Here is a 19,679-nt window from a genome sequence, read left to right as displayed (position 1 = left end):
CCATTTAAGAAACAATGTTTTTAGCGCTTACAATGTAAAGAGTCTTCATTTTGAAGGCTTTTTTTATGTCTTATTTTTAGATTGCCATTACAAATCTAAGTTGTAATGATAACGGTTATCAGTTGTAAGTGTGTGAAATAAAAAGGAAATTTGCCTTTCTCTCTACAGTGTTCTATTCTATGTGAAATTGATCGAGATCAAATTATTTATCAAGGGACATTACTATGAAAGGTCATCCTAAAGTCATCAGCCAACTCAATCGCGTACTTACTTGCGAGCTGACGGCCATTAACCAATACTTTTTACATGCTCGTATGTTTAAACATTGGGGTTTGGCTAAGCTTAATGAAAAAGAGTACAAAAAATCGATTGAAGACATGAAGCATGCTGACAAATTGATTGAACGTGTTTTGTTTCTTGAAGGTTTACCTAACCTACAACAGCTAGACAAACTTCGTATTGGTGAACATGCTGAAGAAATGCTTAGCTGTGACATGGCGGCAATAACGGCACAAATTGCCGTTTTGCGCGAAGCTATTGATATCTGCGAAACCCAGCAAGATTATGTTAGCCGTGATCTGCTTGAAGATTTACTAGAAGATGAAGAAGAGCACCTAGATTGGATTGAGTCGCAACAAGAGCTCATCACTCAAACCGGTATTCAAAATTATCTTCAATCACAAATTAACGACTAATAGGAACAGATTATGAAAGGTCATCCAGAAGTTATAGACGCCCTAAATCTTTTATTAACCGGTGAGTTGTCTGCCATGGATCAATATTTTGTCCATGCGCATATGTATGAAGATTGGGGATTCAATGAATTATATACTCGTATCTTGCATGAATCAGATGACGAAAAGTTGCACGCGGCAAAATTAGTCCAACGCATTTTATTCTTAGAAGGCACTCCCGATGTAGGTAGCCGTGAAGCATTGAATATTGGTAAAGACGTGCAAGAAATGTTTAGAAATGATTTGGCATATGAATATCATGTCGCTGATAATTTACGTAAGGTGATTGCCCTATGTGAAGAAAAAAATGATTATCAAACCCGCGAAATTTTAGAAGTATTACTTGATGACACTGAATCTGACCACATGTACTGGTTAGAAAAACAATTAGGTCTTATTGAGCGTGTAGGTTTGCAAAATTATTTGCAGACAAAAATGTAATTTATTTGTAAGAGCATATCATTTGCAAGATAGTATCATTTTTAGATTGTATCATTTTTAGTTAACAGCCCAACTATGTTGGGCTTTTTTGTGTTTGCAAGAGAATGATTGAATACTGTTTTTGTATACAGTAGTATTACGGTTAATTAAGTTACTGGTAATGGTTACAGAATGCGTAAAATCATTCACATCGATATGGATTGCTATTTTGCTGCCGTTGAAATGCGAGATTTTCCTGAACTTCGTGGGAAAGCTATCGCTGTTGGCGGCAGAAGCGATCGACGAGGTGTGATAAGCACATGCAGTTATGAGGCCCGTAAATTTGGGGTCCGCAGTGCCATGTCCAGTTATCACGCACTGCAATTGTGCCCGCATCTAATTTTAGTGCCTGGGCGAATGGATGTGTATAAATCAGTATCATTGCAAATACGTGAGATTTTTCATCGATACACTGATTTGGTTGAGCCATTGTCTTTAGATGAGGCTTACCTTGATGTTAGCGACTGCCAAGCTCATCAAGGCAGTGCCACGTTAATCGCTAAAGCTATCCGCGATGATATTTTTGACGTTACCGGGTTAACGGCTTCAGCCGGTATTGCACCCATTAAGTTTCTAGCCAAAATTGCTTCCGATTTAAATAAGCCAAATGGTCAATATGTGATTACCCCGAATCAAATTGGCGATTTTGTCAAAGACCTACCCCTGAGTAAAATTCCTGGTGTTGGTAAAGTCACCTCAAAAAAGCTAGCCGATATAGGTTTAACCACTTGTTATGATGTACAGCAATATTCCAAACCTCAGTTAATCGATGCTTTCGGTAAATTTGGCCATGTGTTAATAGAGCGTTCTCAAGGTATCGATACCAGGCAAATTAGCCCTCACCGAGTGCGTAAATCGGTTGGTGTTGAAACGACGTTAGCTAAAGACATTTTTACTTTAGAACAATGTCATCAAGTATTACCACAGCTTATTCAAGAACTGAGTGCTCGTGTTCATCGAAGTGCTAAAGACAGGCAAATCCATAAGCAGGTCGTTAAACTTAAATTTAACGACTTTAAACAAACTACCATTGAGCATCGCAGTGATGAGATTTCAATTAATTTGTTTCATGAGTTGTTATTGCAAGCTTTGCAGCGCAGCCAAGGACGAGGGATCCGTTTGGTTGGCGTGAGTGTTGGTTTAGCGGATGTAACGTTGGCAACGGCAGATAACGGTGTGGATCAAATTACTCAACTCGATTTACAGTTTTAATATTTCATACGTTGAAGTTCTTTATACCAATGGGTACAAAAAAGGCGACATTTCTGTCGCCTTTTTTGAGTCTGTAAATTATTGATCGTGATTAAGCTTCTTTAGCTGGAATACGTGCCAATACTGCAAGTAACAATTCCCAGTATTGACCAACAGTAGTGATGTTGACCTTTTCATCTGGGCTGTGTGGATAGCGAATTGTTGGGCCAATCGATACCATGTCCATAAGCGGGTAGGGTTCTTTGAATAAACCACATTCAAGACCTGCATGGATTACCATAATGGTAGGATCTTTTTTATAAATGTCGTTATAGGTTTCACGCACAATCGCCATTACTGGTGAACTGGTGTCTGGTTTCCAGCCCGGATATGCACCGCTTAAATCAATACTCGCCCCAGAAAGGTTAGCCAATGCAGTCAGCATGCCTGTGACTTCTTCACGACCCGAGTCAATTAATGAGCGAATAAGACATAGCACTTCAACGCTTTCATCTTCAGTACTAATGACACCGATATTCAATGATGTTTCTGTAACACCTTCCACTTCATCACTCATGCGGATCACCCCGTTAGGGCTAGCATGCAGTAGGTCAATTAAGGTATTTTGCGCTTCTTCGCCCATGACTTTCGTTGGTGGCTCTATTGTGGCTAACGTGAGTGTCATGGATGGATCTGCAACGGCTAATTCTTCACGAACTAACGCTTGGTATGTTTCAATGGCTTGCTTTAATGCTTCAATGTTTTCAGCCGGCAACATAAATTGAACGTTAGCTTCACGCGGAATCGCATTACGCAGCGAGCCACCGCTAAAGCTGACAAGCTCTAGGGCTAATTCGTCACTGTATTTAAATAGAAAGCGAGCCAGTAACTTATTTGCATTGCCACGACCAAGGTGAATATTCACCCCTGAATGACCGCCTTTTAAGCCTGACATGGTTAATGAGAAACTGGCATTACTTTGCTCTGGTGCTTGCCAAGACATGGGGACGCTTATCTGAGCGTCAACACCGCCCGCACAGCCCATGTAGATTTCACCTTCTTGTTCAGAATCTGTATTAATTAAAATATCAGCTTCAAGGTAACCCGCTTCTAATCCAAAAGCCCCTGTCATACCGGCTTCTTCATCAATAGTGAGCAGTACTTCCAGTGGCCCGTGTTTAATGTCTTTACTGCCTAAAACAGCCAACGCTGAAGACATACCAATACCATTGTCTGAGCCTAAGGTTGTGCCTTTGGCTTTAACCCAATCACCGTCAACATAGGCTTCAATAGGGTCGGTTTCAAAGTTATGTACCTTATCGGCATTTTTCTGCGGCACCATATCAATATGTGCTTGTAACACCACTTTTTTACAGTTTTCCATTCCTGCTGTAGCAGGCTTACGGATGATTAAATTTCCGACTTTGTCTTCAACAACAGCAAGGCCTTGTGCTTTTGCCCATTGCTGAATGTATTGCGACAATGCATGTTCATGTTTTGATGGATGTGGAATAGCACAAATTTGTTCAAACCATTGCCATAGAGGCTGAGGATATAATTGAGTTAATGCAGTCACGAAACGCCCTCTAAGATGAAATTGAGTCGATATACGACAAAAATATAACTACAGCTATTTTAACATATTCTGCGCAGTTACTTGATATTGCAGCACCGATTTGCCAAGGTTTAGTCCACAATTGTGTAAATAATTATGAACCCATCAATTTGCTTGTCTAGGGCTATTGATGTTTGGTGTTTTAAATATGTTTGAGATAAATGCCCCGTGCTCTATGTCACAAGGTGTCACTACTTGTGCCGTCTAGAATGCTAAGCAAATACCTTGCAAAAAATGCCTTCAAAAAAACAAGATCGTTTAGCTGAATATTCGGGCAGCGCTTGTGGCTTCTATCTACAGAGTTATCGTCTACTTATGTGGATCCGCTGTATTTCATCCGCTCAGCATTGTATTAACGTGACACAAACTGCTGCCAAATTGATCTTGAAAGATCAATGGCCATTGCAATAGATTAAGGATTTTTTATGACCCCAATTAATAAACAAGTAAACAAAGCTATTAATGCGTTTCAAGTACCCATTATTGATGTATCCAGTGATGAGGCTATTTTTGAAGGAGAGGGGGAAGGTTGGGATGCTGTGGTAGTCGTTGCTACAAGCCTGGCAGACATTAAGCAAGATGAAATCAGTTTGCTGGCGGCACATGCGAGTCAAATTGATAAGCGTGTAGGTAAAAGTGCCACACTATTATTTGCTCCAGGTTTGGCTGGTGGCCGCTTAATCATCTCGCCCGTGGTGGATAGCGAGAATGAATACAGTGATGTCAGGATTTTTGCTAAAGCAGCAAGGAAGGGGATTGCTATCGCCAAAGCTGCTGGGGCAACTAAACCTTTATTAGTAGTACCAGCTGTAAGTGATAAACGCTTTGCTAATGCTGAACAAGTGGCAGCATTGGCATGTGGCCAAGAGCTGTGGCAACCGTTAGAGGCCCGTGAAGCAAACTCATTATCGCCGAGTTTAGAGGCCATTGGATTATTAAATACGGCTATACATAGTGTGTTAATTAATGCAGCTGAAGCTGGACGAGTATTAGCGCGAGATCTTTGCGGCACTGAGCCTGAGAGAATGTCGGCTATCGGGTTTGCCCAATATTGTGTTGATGCTTTCGCTGATAGCGGATTAGCAGTGTCTGTCATTGATCAAGTCGAGCTGTTAACAGCGCAATACCCACTATTAAGTGCTGTTGGTAGAAGCTCATTTGGGGTTGAACGTCACCAACCTCGAGTGGTAAAGCTTGAATATGTAGGCGAAGGTACTATAAGCAAAACGTTGTTCTTTGCTGGTAAAGGAGTGATTTACGATACGGGTGGCTCTGATATCAAAGTTGCAGGGTCAATGGCGGGAATGAGCCGTGATAAAGGCGGTGCGGCTGCAGTGGCAGGATTAATGAAGGCATTATCGATTCTTAAACCCAAAGGCATCAAAGTTATTGCTGAGCTTGGGTTGGTTAGAAACAGCATCGGCAGTGATGCGTTTGTTACCGATGAAATTATTACCAGTCATGCAGGTGTGCGAGTTCGCATTGGTAATACCGATGCAGAGGGGCGTTTAGTGTTAGCTGACTTGTTATCACATTTGCGTATTCAGGCACGAACCTCTGTGAATCCACAATTATTTTCAGTGGCGACCTTAACTGGTCATGTCGTACGCGCGTACGGCGGTTATCCAGCTTTAGTTGAAAATAATGCAGCCAAAAGACAAGGTGTGGCTGAGTCATTAGCTGAGGTGGGAGAGTTATGGGGGGAGCCATTTGAAGTTTCGCGTTTACGAAATGAAGATTTTGATAAAGTGGCAGATAAAAATGGCGCTGCCGATGTGGTGTCATCTAACAATGGCCCGTCTTCAATTACGGCTCGCGGACATCAATATCCCGCAGCATTCTTAATAAAAGCTTCTGGCTTAGAGGATACTGCATTGGCATTTACACATATTGACATCGCTGGTAGTGCTGTTGAAGGGGATCCTCTCTATGGTAAGCCAACAGCTAGCCCTTTGGTTGCTTTATTACATTTTTTGAAGTTACCAAGTATGTCGCAATAAGGTATTGTTTAATAACAAATATTAACTTTGTTAACATTAGGTGAACAATAGTTATACATAGTTTTAATACAAGAATAATGTAATAAAATCACTTTATTCGAGTTTTTTGTGAATAAAAGCAAATAATACTTGTAATTAAATTACGATTTTGTATAATTCAATTCGTCGACAAGCAGTGTCTTCGTCGACTCTAGTTAATCCAGGATGGATATAGCCTCCAAGGATCTGAGTGACAAGTTGTCTCAATGGATTTGAGTAATGTACGTTCCAGGGAACCGAGCCAAGCTTTACTAGGTTTATGTAACTTTACTTAATTTAGGAGAAAGACTATGTCTTATACAGGTAACAGCAAATTTTATTGGCAAAACACTTGGTTTGCTGATGTAACAGTTTTACGTGGCGGTATATTCGCCATGAAACGTTAAGAACTGACCCTCTTTACGTAGCGTTAATATCCATCAACCTTTTGTTCGTCTCGTTTGACGGTTTTAGACAAGGTGGTAAATTATTTAATTTATCACTACATCACATTAAGTGGTGCTAGCTTTCCTTTCCCCATATGGGATGCTTGTAACATGTCTGCCTACTCTTTTGAGTAGGCTTTTTTTTGCCTAAAATTTAGTTAGACTTTGGCTAGACCTTCGCTAGATTCTAGTAAGGTTGTAGTTAGAATGTAGTTAATGGTTTTAGTGCGCTATATAAAAAACTGAAATCTTTCAACAAAAAGGCTATTGATAGCTATCAAGGTCGTAAGTATTTATAATTCTCAAGATTAAAGTGAACCCTCGGTAATGATGGTGATTTTGCTCTAAAGGTAAGCTGTAAATGCTTATCTCATCCTCATCTACAACAATTAAAACGATTAACTCAATGTTAACCTTTGCCCAAGGAACCCCGTTCCATGTTAGAAAAATTATTTAAGCTTAAACAGAACAACACTAGCCTTAAACAAGAGGCTATCGCCGGTCTTACTACTTTCTTAACCATGGCTTACATCATATTTGTTAATCCTATGATGCTTGCTGATGCTGGGATGGATCATGGTGCGGTATTTGTTGCTACATGTTTAGCCGCTGCTATTGGTTGCTTGGTTATGGGCTTACTGGCAAATTATCCTATCGCATTAGCGCCAGGAATGGGTTTGAATGCCTTTTTTACTTATACGGTAGTAGGGGGAATGGGCTATAGCTGGGAAACCGCACTTGGTGCGGTATTTATGTCTGGGGTATGTTTTTTAATATTATCTTTGGTGAGAATACGTGAGTGGATTGTAAATAGTATTCCAATGTCATTGCGCTTTGGTATTGCGGCTGGTATTGGGTTGTTTTTAGCCTTAATCGGTTTGAAAAATGCCGGCATTGTTGTAGCGAGTCCAGCAACAATAGTGACCATGGGTGATATCACTTCATTTCCTGCTGTTATGGCTGCATTAGGCTTTTTCCTAATTATTGCCATGGTACACCGTGGCTTAAAAGCTGCAGTTATTTTTAGTATTTTGATCGTAACGGTTTTAGGGATGATATTTGGTGATGTGCAGTATCAAGGTTTAATTTCTATGCCGCCGTCTATTATGCCGACATTTATGAAAATGGACTTATCTAGTGTATTAGAAGTGAGTATGTTGTCTGTGGTGTTTGCTTTCTTGTTTGTCGATTTATTTGACACTTCTGGCACTTTGGTTGCTGTCGCCCAACGTGGCGGATTACTCGATGAAAAAGGGCGGTTGCCTAGAGTTAAACGTGCACTAACGGCGGATAGTATTGCGACTATTACTGGTGCTGCATTAGGCACATCAACAACCACCAGCTACATCGAAAGTATTGCTGGTGTGAGCGTGGGCGGTCGTACAGGTTTAACCGCCGTTATTGTTGGCTTACTTTTTTTAGCCGCTTTATTTGTTTCGCCATTAGCGGGTATGGTGCCAGCATATGCAACAACGGGAACCTTGTTTTATGTTGCAATTCTAATGATGTCTGGTTTGGTAAATGTTGACTGGGAAGATATTACTGAAGCAGCTCCTGTAGTTGTGACGTGTTTATTAATGCCATTAACCTTCTCTATTGCCAGTGCTATCGGTCTTGGGTTTATTTCTTATGCGGTGATCAAATTAATGACAGGACGTTTTAAGGATTTAAACGCGGGGGTTTTAGTGGTTGCAGCTTTATTTATTGCTAAGTTTATTTATAGTTAACCAATACCCATGAAAATGGACAAAGGGTAATTTATTGGCTTAGGCTAAAACAAAAAAGGGCTTATTGCTCTTTTTTGTTTTTTTAAATGCAAAAATATAACTGTATTAATGGCTTTCACTATGAATTGTCGTGTGAATTGGGTATAAAAATGGATTACATATTTTTAGTTAACTGAGTAACACAAATGGGTTATCGCCGCGTAGTTGTTAAGTTGGGCACCAGTGTACTGACATCAGGCAGTAAAAAGCTTGATAAGGCACATATGGTCGAATTGGCCAGACAAATGGCATCGCTTATGCGTTCAGGTGTTGAAGTTGTATTATGTACATCCGGGGCGATAGCGGCCGGACGAGAGCATTTAAATTACCCTCTATTACCCGATACTATGGCGAACAAACAGTTACTTGCGGCAGTGGGTCAGAGTCAGTTAATTTTGGCTTGGTCGCAATTATTCAGTATTTACGGTTTACATGTAGGTCAATTACTACTGACGCGAGCTGATTTACAAGATCGTGAACGTTATCTCAATGCTCGCGATACCTTAAACGCCTTATTAACTCATAATATTATTCCCATTATTAATGAAAATGATGCCGTCGCAACCAATGAAATTAAAGTGGGGGATAACGATAACTTATCAGCCCGTGCAGCCTTACTTTGTGATGCAGATTTATTGATTTTACTCACCGACCAAACAGGCTTATTTGATGCAGATCCTCGTACTCATCCAGATGCACAGTTGATTAAACAAGTCACCAATATTGATGACAGTTTGCGTTTATTGGCAGGCGGTTCAGTGTCTGGTCTTGGAACGGGCGGAATGGCCACCAAACTTGAAGCGGCGGATGTGGCACGGCGCGCGGGGATTGAAGTGGTCATTGCATCGGGACATCATCCTAATGTGATTACTAAACTGGCGGCCAAGGAGTCAGTCGGCACCCATTTTAGTGCCATAGAAAATCCATTGGAAAGTCGTAAACAATGGATCCTTGCTGGACCGACTTCGCAAGGGAAATTAATTGTTGATTCTGGTGCCTCTGCCGCAGTGGTGACCAATGGTCGCAGTTTACTCTCTAAAGGTATTGTTAATGTTGAGGGGCACTTTGATCGCGGGGCGACCTTACTGATTGTGGATCAAACTGGCAAAATTCTGGCTAAAGGGATAAGTCGATATTGTGCTAATGATTTAATTAAAATTAGCGGCAAACATTCTAATGATATAGAAAGCCTGCTTGGCTATAACTACAGTGATGCCGTGGTTCATCGTAATGATATGGTCGTACTTGATAATTAAGGATAAACAGATGTCAGCCACAGAAACGGAATATTTAACCCAATTAGGTCAACGTGCTAAGGCGGCGAGTTTTATATTAGCTAACTTAACGGCTAAACAGAAAACGGCACTATTAACGACAATTGCCGACCATTTAACGTTGCATAAAAATGAGATTTTACAGGCAAATGCGCAAGATGTCGCCGCAGCGAAACAAAATGGGTTAACCGACGCTATGGTTGATAGATTGATGCTGGATGAAGGGCGACTCGGCGGTATTATTGCTGATATTGATAATGTCATCTCATTGGCCGATCCCATCGGTAAGGACGCTGAAAGTCGGATATTGGACAATGGTTTACGCTTAACTCGCCGCAGTGTGCCATTAGGTGTGGTTGGGGTTATTTATGAAGCTCGTCCAAATGTTACTGTTGATATTGCGGTGTTGGCGTTAAAGACAGGTAATGCTGTGATTTTGCGTGGTGGTAAAGAAACCTTAACGTCCAATAAAGTGTTAAGTGAAGTGATCCGAGAAGCGCTGACTAGCTTAGATTTGCCTAAAGATGCCGTACAGTTAATTGATTCACCAGATCGTAGTTTGGTTAGTGGTTTACTCAGACTGGATAAATATGTCGATATGATTATTCCTCGAGGGGGACAGCATCTACAAAGACTGTGTGCTGAACAGTCGAGTATCCCAGTGATTTTAGGTGGAATTGGAATTTGTCATTTATATGTTGATAAGCAAGCCGACTTAGTGCGCGCAATCGAGGTAATTGCCAACGCCAAAGTTCAGCGTCCGACAGTGTGTAATGCCCTAGATACCTTATTAGTTCATCAAGACGTTGCCGCTGATTTTATTCCCAACATAGCGTCACACTTGCATTCGTTAGGCGTCCGTTTTCATGCTTGTGTAAACAGTTTTCATTATCTTGAAGGTTTAGGGTTTGATGTTACCCCCGCACATGATGAATCATTTTCGACTGAATGGTTATCGCTGACATTAGGGATTAAAGTCGTCAATAACATTGATGAAGCGGTAGGGCATATTCGCCAATATTCGACAGGGCATTCTGAAGCAATTTTGACTGATAATATCAATACAGCAAGTGAGTTTATGAACCAAGTCGATTCGGCTGCTGTGTATGTTAACGCCAGTACTCGCTTTACTGATGGTTCACAATTCGGCCTTGGCGCTGAAGTTGCTGTGAGTACCCAGAAGTTACACGCTCGTGGTCCAATGGGTTTAGATGCTCTGACTACCTATAAGTGGCTCGCTTGGGGGGATTACACCAGCAGACAATAATCAGTTTGTTATAACTATGGCAAAAAAGGGTACAGGTAAGTGCCCTTTAGTTATTGGTATTTTATGCCAATAACTAGAAATAGTGTGTTCTAGCAAAATAATCAATAAAGCAATGATCAATAGGTAATTATCAAGGTTAATGTCATAACCAGCTCTATAGTATTGAACTACATAGACCCAATGCCACTTCAAAGGTACTTGCCGCCTACAAAAAATAATATCGCTTCAAAACCATATAGAGACATAACTTGAAACGATGTCACAGATATTATTTTTATGGGTAACTTAAGCGTGCTTTATCATTTTTATGTGAAATACCCTTACGTGTTGCCATTTCGCGGTGATATCAGTAAAACACGATAAAATTTTACTTGTCCCCTTGTAATTTATTTTGTTGTCCCAATATAGGTATCAAGGCAGATATGAGTGGTTAATATTGAACCTCAAGTTAGAAAACAAAATACTTGAATAACTTGTTGTTCGTCCCCATATCTACATCAAACAACGTATTTTTATATTTTCGACGACTAACGTCAATTTCGGAGGACCCCATGGGCAAAATTATTGGTATCGATTTAGGAACGACAAACTCTTGTGTGGCTGTCCTTGATGGCGGCAAAGCACGCGTAATTGAAAACGCAGAGGGCGACCGTACAACTCCTTCAATCATTGCTTACACTGAAGAAGAAACGATTGTTGGTCAACCAGCAAAACGTCAAGCTGTAACCAACCCAACAAATACTTTCTTTGCTATTAAGCGTTTAATTGGTCGTCGTTTTAAAGATGACGAAGTTCAGCGCGATGTAAACATCATGCCATTCAAAATTATCGCTGCTGATAATGGTGATGCATGGGTTGAGTCTCGTGGCAACAAAATGGCTCCACCACAAGTTTCAGCTGAAATCTTGAAAAAGATGAAAAAGACAGCAGAAGACTTTTTAGGTGAAGAAGTAACAGAAGCCGTTATTACTGTTCCTGCTTACTTTAATGATTCACAACGTCAAGCAACTAAAGATGCTGGCCGTATCGCTGGTTTAGATGTTAAGCGTATTATCAACGAGCCAACAGCTGCAGCACTAGCTTATGGTATTGATAAAAAGCAAGGCGATAACGTTGTTGCTGTATACGACTTAGGTGGTGGTACTTTCGATATCTCTATTATCGAAATCGACAGTAACGACGGCGATCAAACATTTGAAGTATTAGCAACCAATGGTGATACTCATTTAGGTGGTGAAGACTTTGATAACCGTTTAATTAACTATTTAGCTGACGAATTCAAAAAAGACCAAGGCTTAGATCTACGTAAAGATCCTTTAGCTATGCAACGTTTGAAAGAAGCTGCTGAAAAAGCAAAAATCGAGCTTTCAAGCACTAACCACACTGAAGTTAACTTACCTTATATCACTGCTGATACCTCTGGTCCTAAGCACTTAGTGGTTAAAATTACTCGAGCTAAGTTAGAGTCATTGGTTGAAGATTTAATTCAACGTACTTTAGAACCGTTAAAAGTAGCACTTGCTGATGCTGACTTAAAAGTCTCAGACATCAACGAAGTGATTCTTGTTGGTGGTCAGACTCGTATGCCTAAAGTACAAGAAGCCGTTACTAACTTCTTTGGTAAAGAGCCACGTAAAGACGTTAACCCAGATGAAGCTGTAGCTGTAGGCGCGGCAATTCAAGCTGGTGTATTGTCTGGTGAAGTGAAAGACGTTCTATTACTTGACGTTACGCCGTTATCATTTGGTATTGAAACCATGGGTGGCGTAATGACTAAGCTTATCGAGAAGAACACAACTATCCCGACAAAAGCGAGCCAAACGTTCTCTACTGCTGATGACAACCAAAGTGCGGTAACCATTCACGTGTTACAAGGTGAGCGTAAGCAATCAAGCTACAATAAGTCTTTAGGTCAATTCAACCTTGAAGGTATTGAACCAGCTCCACGTGGTCAACCACAAGTTGAAGTTGCATTTGACATTGATGCTGATGGTATCTTAAAAGTGTCAGCAACAGACAAGAAAACCGGTAAAGCTCAAAACATCACCATTAAAGCTAACTCAGGTTTATCTGATGAAGAAGTTGAGCAAATGGTTCGTGATGCAGAAGCTCACGCTGATGAAGATGTAAAATTTGAAGAGTTAGTTCACGCACGTAACCAAGCTGACGGCTTAGTTCACTCAACTAAGAAACAAGTTGAAGAAGCGGGCGATGACTTACCTAGCGAAGACAAAGAGAAAATTGAAGCGGCTATCGCAACTTTAGAAACTGCTATTAAAGGCAATGAAAAAGAAGCAATGGATACAGCAACTCAAGCTCTTATCGAAGCATCTGCTAAGCTAATGGAAATCGCTCAAGCGAAAGCTCAAGCTGGCGCAGAAGGCCAAGCTTCTGGTGCTGACCAAGAAAAACCTGCTGATGATGTTGTTGATGCTGAGTTCGAAGAAGTTGAAGAAGACAAAAAGTAATTAATACTTTCAGTTAGTTATCATTGAAGCGGGCGTTGAGGTTATCCTCATACGCCCGTTTGTATAAATTAAGTTTAGCAACTTACTTAAATCTTCGAGAAACAAAATATTATGTCAAAGCGTGATTTTTACGAAGTTCTCGGTGTTGCTCGTGACACCAGTGAACGCGAAATTAAAAAAGCGTATAAACGCTTAGCGATGAAATTTCATCCAGATCGAAACCCAGGTGACAAAGTCGCAGAAGCTAGCTTTAAAGAGATTAAAGAAGCGTACGAAATTTTAACCGACAGCGATAAGAAAGCAGCATATGACCAATTTGGCCATGCTGGCGTTGATCCTAATCGTGGACACGGTGGTGGCCAAGGTGATTTTGGCGATATCTTTGGTGATGTTTTCGGGGATATTTTCGGCGGTGGTCGTCGTGGCGGACAACGTCAAGCGGCGCGCGGAAGTGACTTACGTTATAATCTTGAATTGTCTTTAGAAGAAGCAGTTCGTGGTTTAACTAAAGAATTGCGTATTCCGACATTAGCCGCTTGTGATTTGTGTGACGGTAGCGGTGCTAAAAAAGGCACATCTGCAACCACATGTGGCACTTGTCATGGCCAAGGCCAAGTGCAAATGCGTCAAGGATTCTTTGCTGTTCAACAAGCCTGTCCTACTTGTCATGGTCGCGGTAAGATCATTAAAGAGCCATGCAGCAAATGTCATGGTGAAGGACGCGTTGAGAAAAGCAAAACCTTATCGGTTAAAATTCCTGCAGGTGTTGATACTGGCGATCGTATTCGTCTTACTGGCGAAGGTGAGGCGGGTGAGTTTGGTGCGCCTCCTGGTGATTTATATGTTCAGGTCAGCGTACGTGAGCATGCTATATTTACTCGCGATGCCAACAACCTTTATTGTGAAGTGCCAATTTCATTCAGTAAAGCAGCATTAGGTGGCGAAATTGAAGTCCCAACACTAGACGGTAAAGTGAGCCTTAAAATTCCAACAGAAACCCAAACTGGGCGTATGTTCCGTTTACGCGGTAAAGGGGTTAAGTCAGTTCGTAGCCATGCAGTAGGTGATTTACTGTGTAAAGTGGTTATGGAAACGCCTGTGAATCTGAATGAAAAACAAAAAGATTTACTGCGTGAATTTGAGGCAACCTTAACGGGTGAATCGAAAAAACACAGTCCAAAAGCGGAAGGTTTTTTTGATGGTGTAAAAAAGTTCTTTCAGGACTTAAACAGTTAATCACTATTCATAGAAAGTGATCATCAATAAAGGCTGTTTACTTTGGGTAAACAGCCTTTTTTATTGGGATATAGAATTTATTTGTATTCATGACTAATTAGGCGCCATCCATGTCATTTTCAGCATTTTCGCTCGATCCAAAATTATTAAGCACATTACCTACCGCGATAATTGAGCCTAGCCGTATTCAACAATTGGCTATTCCAGCCGTACTGGAGGGGCAAGATGTGTTGGCTCTGGCACAAACGGGTAGCGGAAAAACCTATGCTTATGGTTTACCTCTATTACAACAGTTAAGCCAATTGTCTGCTGCTAGTTTGTCTGCGGTGGTAATTGTGCCCACCAGAGAGTTAGCCGTTCAAGTTATGCAAAATCTGGCTCCATTAGCACAAGCGGTAAATTTACGGGTTGATGTGTTGTGCGGCGGTGAAGCAATTGAATTACAAATTGAGCGACTCACTCAACCGATTAATCTGGTTGTTGCAACGCCGGGGCGTTTATTAGCGTTAGCGCAACAAGGTGTGATTCAATTTGACCATGTTCAAAGTCTAGTACTAGATGAAGCCGATCGATTGCTGGACATGGGATTTATCGCTGATATTAATGCACTTATTGCTTTAATGCCAAAGGGGCAACGGTTATTGTTTTCAGCAACATTGCCTGAGCCGCTAACGGCATTAGCCGAACAAATATTGTCTGCATCGTGTGTACGGATTGAAGCCCATGCTGTTAATAGTACTGTGACCGATATTGCTCAAACCCTATATCATGTAAATAAAGGCAGTAAGGCAAAAGCATTGATCCATTTAATTACTTTGCATCAATGGTCACAAGTATTGGTGTTTGTTAATGCTAAAGATGATGCCGATACATTGTGTAAAAAGTTACTCAAAGCGGGTATTAATGCGGCTGCACTTCATGGTGATAAAGAACAAGCTTTGCGAAGCCAAACATTAGCGTTGTTTAAAAGCAAAAAACTAACGGTTTTAATCGCTACAGATGTATTAGCTCGCGGTATTCATATCGACGCATTACCTGTCGTAATTAATGTCGACTTGCCTGCTCAGGCAGCAGTCTATGTTCATCGAATTGGTAGAACAGCACGGGCGGGATTAAGTGGCGTTGCATTATCATTAGTTTCACACTCTGAGTTACAAAGTTTAGATGCCATTAGAACCTTAATAGGTCAAACATTACCTTTGACCGAATTAGTAGGCTTTACGGTCACGGATAAACCGACTAGCGCAACCAGTAAGCGTGCTCCGCGTGATAAACAAGCCAATCGTCGTACGGCTAACAAACGCAGTATTAGTGATTTCAAAAAGCAAAAAACAGCACGTTAATACTTGCTTATTTATCGCATTTCAAATGGTGTTTTGCTGAGGTAGATTAGTATAAAATAAGTTAATGATGGATTAGCTTAGTGGCTAAATGAATGTTAAAAGGATGAATGATGAAACCTCTCGCGCTAACCTTATTCGTTTCTGCTTTATTGGTTGGTTGTGTTAACAATCAATCACCCACAGGGCGTGGACAAACCTTACTGTTTTCAGATGTGCAAATGCAACAGATGGGAGCTCAATCATTTGAAACCATGAAACAAAGTGAAAAAATAAGCCAAAACCAAGCGCAAACACAATATGTAAACTGTATAGCGAAGCGTATCACTGCAGTACTACCTGATCAGTCACAGCAATGGGATGTCGTATTATTTGACTCTGATCAAGTCAATGCATTTGCCTTGCCCGGTGGTCATATTGGTGTTTATACAGGTTTGTTAAAGGTCGCTGTCAATCAAGATCAACTTGCTACTGTTATGGGTCATGAAGTGGCTCATGTGTTAGCGCAACATGGTAATGAGCAGGTCTCACGGGCTCAGTTAACCGGGTTGGGTATGCAAGTTGCCGATGCCGCAATAGGAGTGTCGGGTGTAGCCAATAAAGATTTATATATGGCCGCATTAGGTTTAGGGGCGAATGTGGGTATTATTTTACCCTTTGGTCGCAGCCAAGAGTCCGAAGCCGATATTGTCGGACTAGAAATAATGGCAAAAGCAGGTTTTAATCCTGGCCAAAGTATTACCTTATGGCAAAACATGGCCAAAGCTGGTGGTGCCCAAGGACCAGAACTTCTGTCTACACATCCGTCACACAGTCACCGAATTGATGACTTACAAGCGGCACAAAATAAAGTTATGCCACTTTATACACAGGCAAGGAAACAGTCTTTGACTGAGTGTAAAATAGCTCCGGCTAATTAATGTTTTTGCCAACATTACCAGGATTAATTGTGATAAACTCTGGTGCGAATTTTTTATGTTTATTGAGAGAAAATTATTATGTCAGATTTGTTCAGCACTATGGAACAGCATGCAAGCTACGGTGTAGGTCGTCAAATGGGCGAGCAATTAGCTGCCAATTCTTTTGACGGTATTGATATTCCTGCTGTTCAAGCTGGTCTTGCTGATGCATTTGCCGGTAAAGAAAGCGCAGTATCAATGGAAGAGCTTCAAGTTGCATTTACTGAGATCAGTCGTCGTTTACAAGAAATTCAAGAAGCTGCTTCAGAAGCTGCTGCAGCCGAAGGTGATACATTCTTAGCTGAAAATGCTAAGCGTGATGGTGTTACCGTTACTGAGTCTGGTCTTCAATACGAAGTGCTTGTGCAAGGCGAAGGTGAGAAACCAACTTACGATTCAACTGTTCGTACTCATTATCATGGTACTTTTATCAATGGTGATGTATTCGACAGTTCTGTTGCTCGTGGCGAACCTGCTGAATTCCCGATATCAGGTGTTATTGCTGGTTGGACTGAAGCATTACAGTTAATGCCAGTTGGAACCAAACTTAAATTATATGTTCCACATCACCTAGCATACGGTGAGCGTGGCGCGGGTGCTTCCATCCCGCCATACTCAGCTTTGGTGTTCGAAGTTGAGTTGTTAGATATTATCTAGTTTATTAAAAACGCCTAAGTTAACTTAGGCGTTTTTGTATATGCTGTTTTTAGATTTACTTTTAGTTAACGCTGGGAGAATGAAATGACTGCAAAAGTGAGAATTGCTGTAGTTGGTGCCAGTGGCCGTATGGGCCGTACACTGATTGAATCTGCTAAACAGCAACACGTTATCGTACTTGGCGCCGCGATTGAGCGTACTGGGTCAAGTCTAATAGGTATTGATGCTGGTGTGCTTGCTGGTGTTGGTGCGATGAACGTTACCATTACCGATTCGCTAGATAAAGTCGTCAACGACTTTGACGTGTTAATTGATTTTACCTCACCAGAATCTTCAATTGTTCACCTTGATTGGTGTGCAAAAAACCATAAAGCAATCGTTATTGGTACCACTGGTTTTAATCATGCTCAAAAAGAACAGATTAATGCCTATTCAGAGCAAGTACCCGTGGTGTTAGCTCCGAATATGTCTGTGGGTGTGAATGTGATGTGGAAATTACTCGCACTGGCTACAGAAGTCATGGGTGATTATACCGATATCGAAATAATCGAAGCACATCACCGTCATAAAAAAGATGCTCCGTCTGGTACTGCATTAAAAATGGGCGAGATCATTGCTGAAGTATTAGGCCGTGATTTAGATGAATGTGCAGTTTATGGGCGAGAAGGCATTACTGGTGAACGCGATCGTAATACCATTGGTTTTGCAACGGTTCGTGCCGGAGATATTGTCGGTGAACATACCGCTATGTTCGCTGATATAGGCGAACGCTTGGAAATAACCCATAAAGCATCGAGTCGAATGACTTTTGCTAATGGGGCGATGAGGGCGGCTTTTTGGCTCTCAGATCAAAATGCTGGTCTGTATGACATGCAACAAGTATTAGGATTGAATTAGATAATGAAAACACCAAATGTTGGTGTTTTTTTTTGAAAACAATCCTGTAAAATATAGACGTAAAAGCTAATTTCTTATACAATCGATAGAATTTGTCGAAATTTTGGATTTTATCGAAAATAGACAATTCATACAAAATAAAAAACACATAATTTAAGTGGCTTGGCTCTTTTCTGGAGGTCGCGTTGACACAGTCTGCCTTACTCGTACTCGAAGATGGAACCGTATTCTCTGGCACCGCAATTGGTGCTACCGGTATCTCTGTTGGTGAAGTGGTATTTAATACTTCAATGACAGGTTACCAAGAGATTCTTACGGATCCTTCATATTCACGCCAAATAGTAACATTAACCTATCCTCACATCGGTAACACAGGTACTAATGATGAAGACACTGAATCGGATTCGGTTCATGCATGTGGCTTAATTATTCGTGACTTACCGCTTATGGCGAGTAATTTCCGCAACCAACAATCATTAAGCGATTATTTAAAAGCGAATAATGTGGTTGGTATTGCTGATATTGATACTCGCAAACTAACTCGAATTTTGCGTGAAAAAGGCGCTCAAGCCGGTTGTATTATGGTTGGAGACCTAGACGAAGCAAAAGCACTAGCGGAAGCGAAAGCATTCCCTGGCTTGAAAGGCATGGATTTAGCTAAAGAAGTGACCACCGATAAAGCTTATACATGGCGCAACGGTAGCTGGAAATTAGTCGGTGGTTTACCGTCTGAAACACCAGAATCGGAACTCAAGTATAAAGTTGTCGCATACGATTACGGTGTAAAACGTAATATTTTACGGATGTTGGTTGATCGTGGTTGTGATGTAACGGTAGTACCAGCGCAAACATCTGCTGCAGATGTGCTCGCCATGAAGCCTGATGGAATATTCCTATCAAATGGTCCTGGCGACCCTGAACCATGTGATTATGCAATTGAAGCCATACAACAAATTTTAAAAACAGACATTCCAGTGTTTGGTATTTGTTTAGGTCATCAATTACTTGCTTTAGCCTCTGGTGCGAAAACCTTAAAAATGAAGTTTGGTCATCATGGTGCAAACCATCCGGTGAGCAATATTGAAAAAGGCAACGTGATGATCACCAGTCAAAACCACGGTTTTGCTGCAGATGAAACCACATTGCCTGCAAATATTAAGGTTACGCATAAGTCGTTATTTGATGGTTCATTACAAGGTATTCACCTAACGGATAAACCAGCGTTTAGCTTTCAAGGACACCCTGAAGCGAGTCCTGGGCCAACCGATGCCGCGCCGCTGTTCGATCATTTCATCGAGCTAATTGAACAATACCGTCAGCACGCTAAGTAG

At 41.1% G+C, this 19,679-nt stretch carries 15 protein-coding genes; 14 read left to right on the top strand and 1 reads right to left on the bottom strand.

The genetic code is table 11. From position 1 onward, the window contains the following. Positions 1–224 precede the first annotated feature (224 nt). The 3 genes from bfr (ABIS04_RS14400) to dinB all read left to right on the top strand — a co-directional run bounded on the left by bfr (ABIS04_RS14400) (position 225) and on the right by dinB (position 2,426). Positions 225–695, top strand: coding sequence for a bacterioferritin (bfr, locus tag ABIS04_RS14400; RefSeq protein ID WP_137226198.1), 471 nt, complete (start codon positions 225–227; stop codon positions 693–695). Between the two features lie 12 nt (positions 696–707). Beyond that, the gene (gene bfr / locus ABIS04_RS14395) at positions 708–1,175 is read left to right on the top strand and encodes a bacterioferritin (RefSeq protein WP_137226200.1); all 468 of its coding nucleotides are present in this window, start codon (positions 708–710) and stop codon (positions 1,173–1,175) included. A 171-nt stretch (positions 1,176–1,346) separates the two neighbouring features. Then, complete coding sequence (gene dinB / locus ABIS04_RS14390; protein ID WP_350431485.1) at positions 1,347–2,426, top strand: DNA polymerase IV; 1,080 nt, start codon at positions 1,347–1,349, stop codon at positions 2,424–2,426. A gap of 91 nt (positions 2,427–2,517) precedes the next feature. On the opposite strand, the gene ABIS04_RS14385 is transcribed toward dinB, so the two are convergent. Continuing rightward, entirely contained in the window at positions 2,518–3,981 is a 1,464-nt protein-coding gene (locus ABIS04_RS14385) for an aminoacyl-histidine dipeptidase (protein ID WP_137226204.1), read from the bottom strand. 464 nt (positions 3,982–4,445) lie between these two features. Here ABIS04_RS14385 and ABIS04_RS14380 point away from each other — a divergent pair, with 464 nt between their 5' ends. From ABIS04_RS14380 to carA, 11 genes are all read left to right on the top strand, one after another. Then, positions 4,446–6,020 (top strand): leucyl aminopeptidase family protein, encoded by a 1,575-nt coding sequence (locus tag ABIS04_RS14380; RefSeq protein WP_350431484.1) that lies wholly within the window; start codon positions 4,446–4,448, stop codon positions 6,018–6,020. Between the two features lie 901 nt (positions 6,021–6,921). Next, entirely contained in the window at positions 6,922–8,211 is a 1,290-nt protein-coding gene (locus tag ABIS04_RS14375; protein ID WP_350431483.1) for an NCS2 family permease, read from the top strand. A 185-nt stretch (positions 8,212–8,396) separates the two neighbouring features. Further along, positions 8,397–9,506, top strand: a complete 1,110-nt coding sequence (gene proB / locus ABIS04_RS14370; protein ID WP_350431482.1) for a glutamate 5-kinase — start codon at positions 8,397–8,399, stop codon at positions 9,504–9,506. A 10-nt stretch (positions 9,507–9,516) separates the two neighbouring features. Then, positions 9,517–10,791: a glutamate-5-semialdehyde dehydrogenase gene (locus tag ABIS04_RS14365; RefSeq protein ID WP_350431481.1), complete on the top strand. Its 1,275-nt coding sequence runs from the start codon at positions 9,517–9,519 to the stop codon at positions 10,789–10,791. A 551-nt stretch (positions 10,792–11,342) separates the two neighbouring features. Beyond that, positions 11,343–13,259: a molecular chaperone DnaK gene (gene dnaK, locus ABIS04_RS14360; protein ID WP_137226214.1), complete on the top strand. Its 1,917-nt coding sequence runs from the start codon at positions 11,343–11,345 to the stop codon at positions 13,257–13,259. Between the two features lie 111 nt (positions 13,260–13,370). Beyond that, complete coding sequence (dnaJ, locus tag ABIS04_RS14355; protein WP_137226216.1) at positions 13,371–14,495, top strand: molecular chaperone DnaJ; 1,125 nt, start codon at positions 13,371–13,373, stop codon at positions 14,493–14,495. Positions 14,496–14,605: 110 nt separating this feature from the next. Next, entirely contained in the window at positions 14,606–15,838 is a 1,233-nt protein-coding gene (locus tag ABIS04_RS14350) for a DEAD/DEAH box helicase (RefSeq protein WP_350431480.1), read from the top strand. Between the two features lie 110 nt (positions 15,839–15,948). After that, a complete protein-coding gene (locus ABIS04_RS14345; protein WP_350433445.1) occupies positions 15,949–16,755 on the top strand; it encodes a M48 family metallopeptidase in 807 nt (268 codons plus the stop codon). 78 nt (positions 16,756–16,833) lie between these two features. Beyond that, positions 16,834–17,451: an FKBP-type peptidyl-prolyl cis-trans isomerase gene (locus tag ABIS04_RS14340; RefSeq protein ID WP_137226220.1), complete on the top strand. Its 618-nt coding sequence runs from the start codon at positions 16,834–16,836 to the stop codon at positions 17,449–17,451. Between the two features lie 84 nt (positions 17,452–17,535). Further along, on the top strand, positions 17,536–18,348 hold the full coding sequence (gene dapB, locus ABIS04_RS14335) for a 4-hydroxy-tetrahydrodipicolinate reductase (RefSeq protein WP_137226222.1): 813 nt from the start codon (positions 17,536–17,538) through the stop codon (positions 18,346–18,348). Between the two features lie 173 nt (positions 18,349–18,521). Then, on the top strand, positions 18,522–19,679 hold the full coding sequence (carA, locus tag ABIS04_RS14330) for a glutamine-hydrolyzing carbamoyl-phosphate synthase small subunit (RefSeq protein ID WP_140234884.1): 1,158 nt from the start codon (positions 18,522–18,524) through the stop codon (positions 19,677–19,679).

Origin of the sequence: Shewanella sp. H8, assembly GCF_040285065.1 — a bacterium.
Lineage (GTDB): Bacteria > Pseudomonadota > Gammaproteobacteria > Enterobacterales > Shewanellaceae > Shewanella > Shewanella polaris.
The sequence above is the reverse complement of the archived record's forward strand: the minus strand, read 5'-3'. Positions and strand labels throughout refer to the sequence as shown.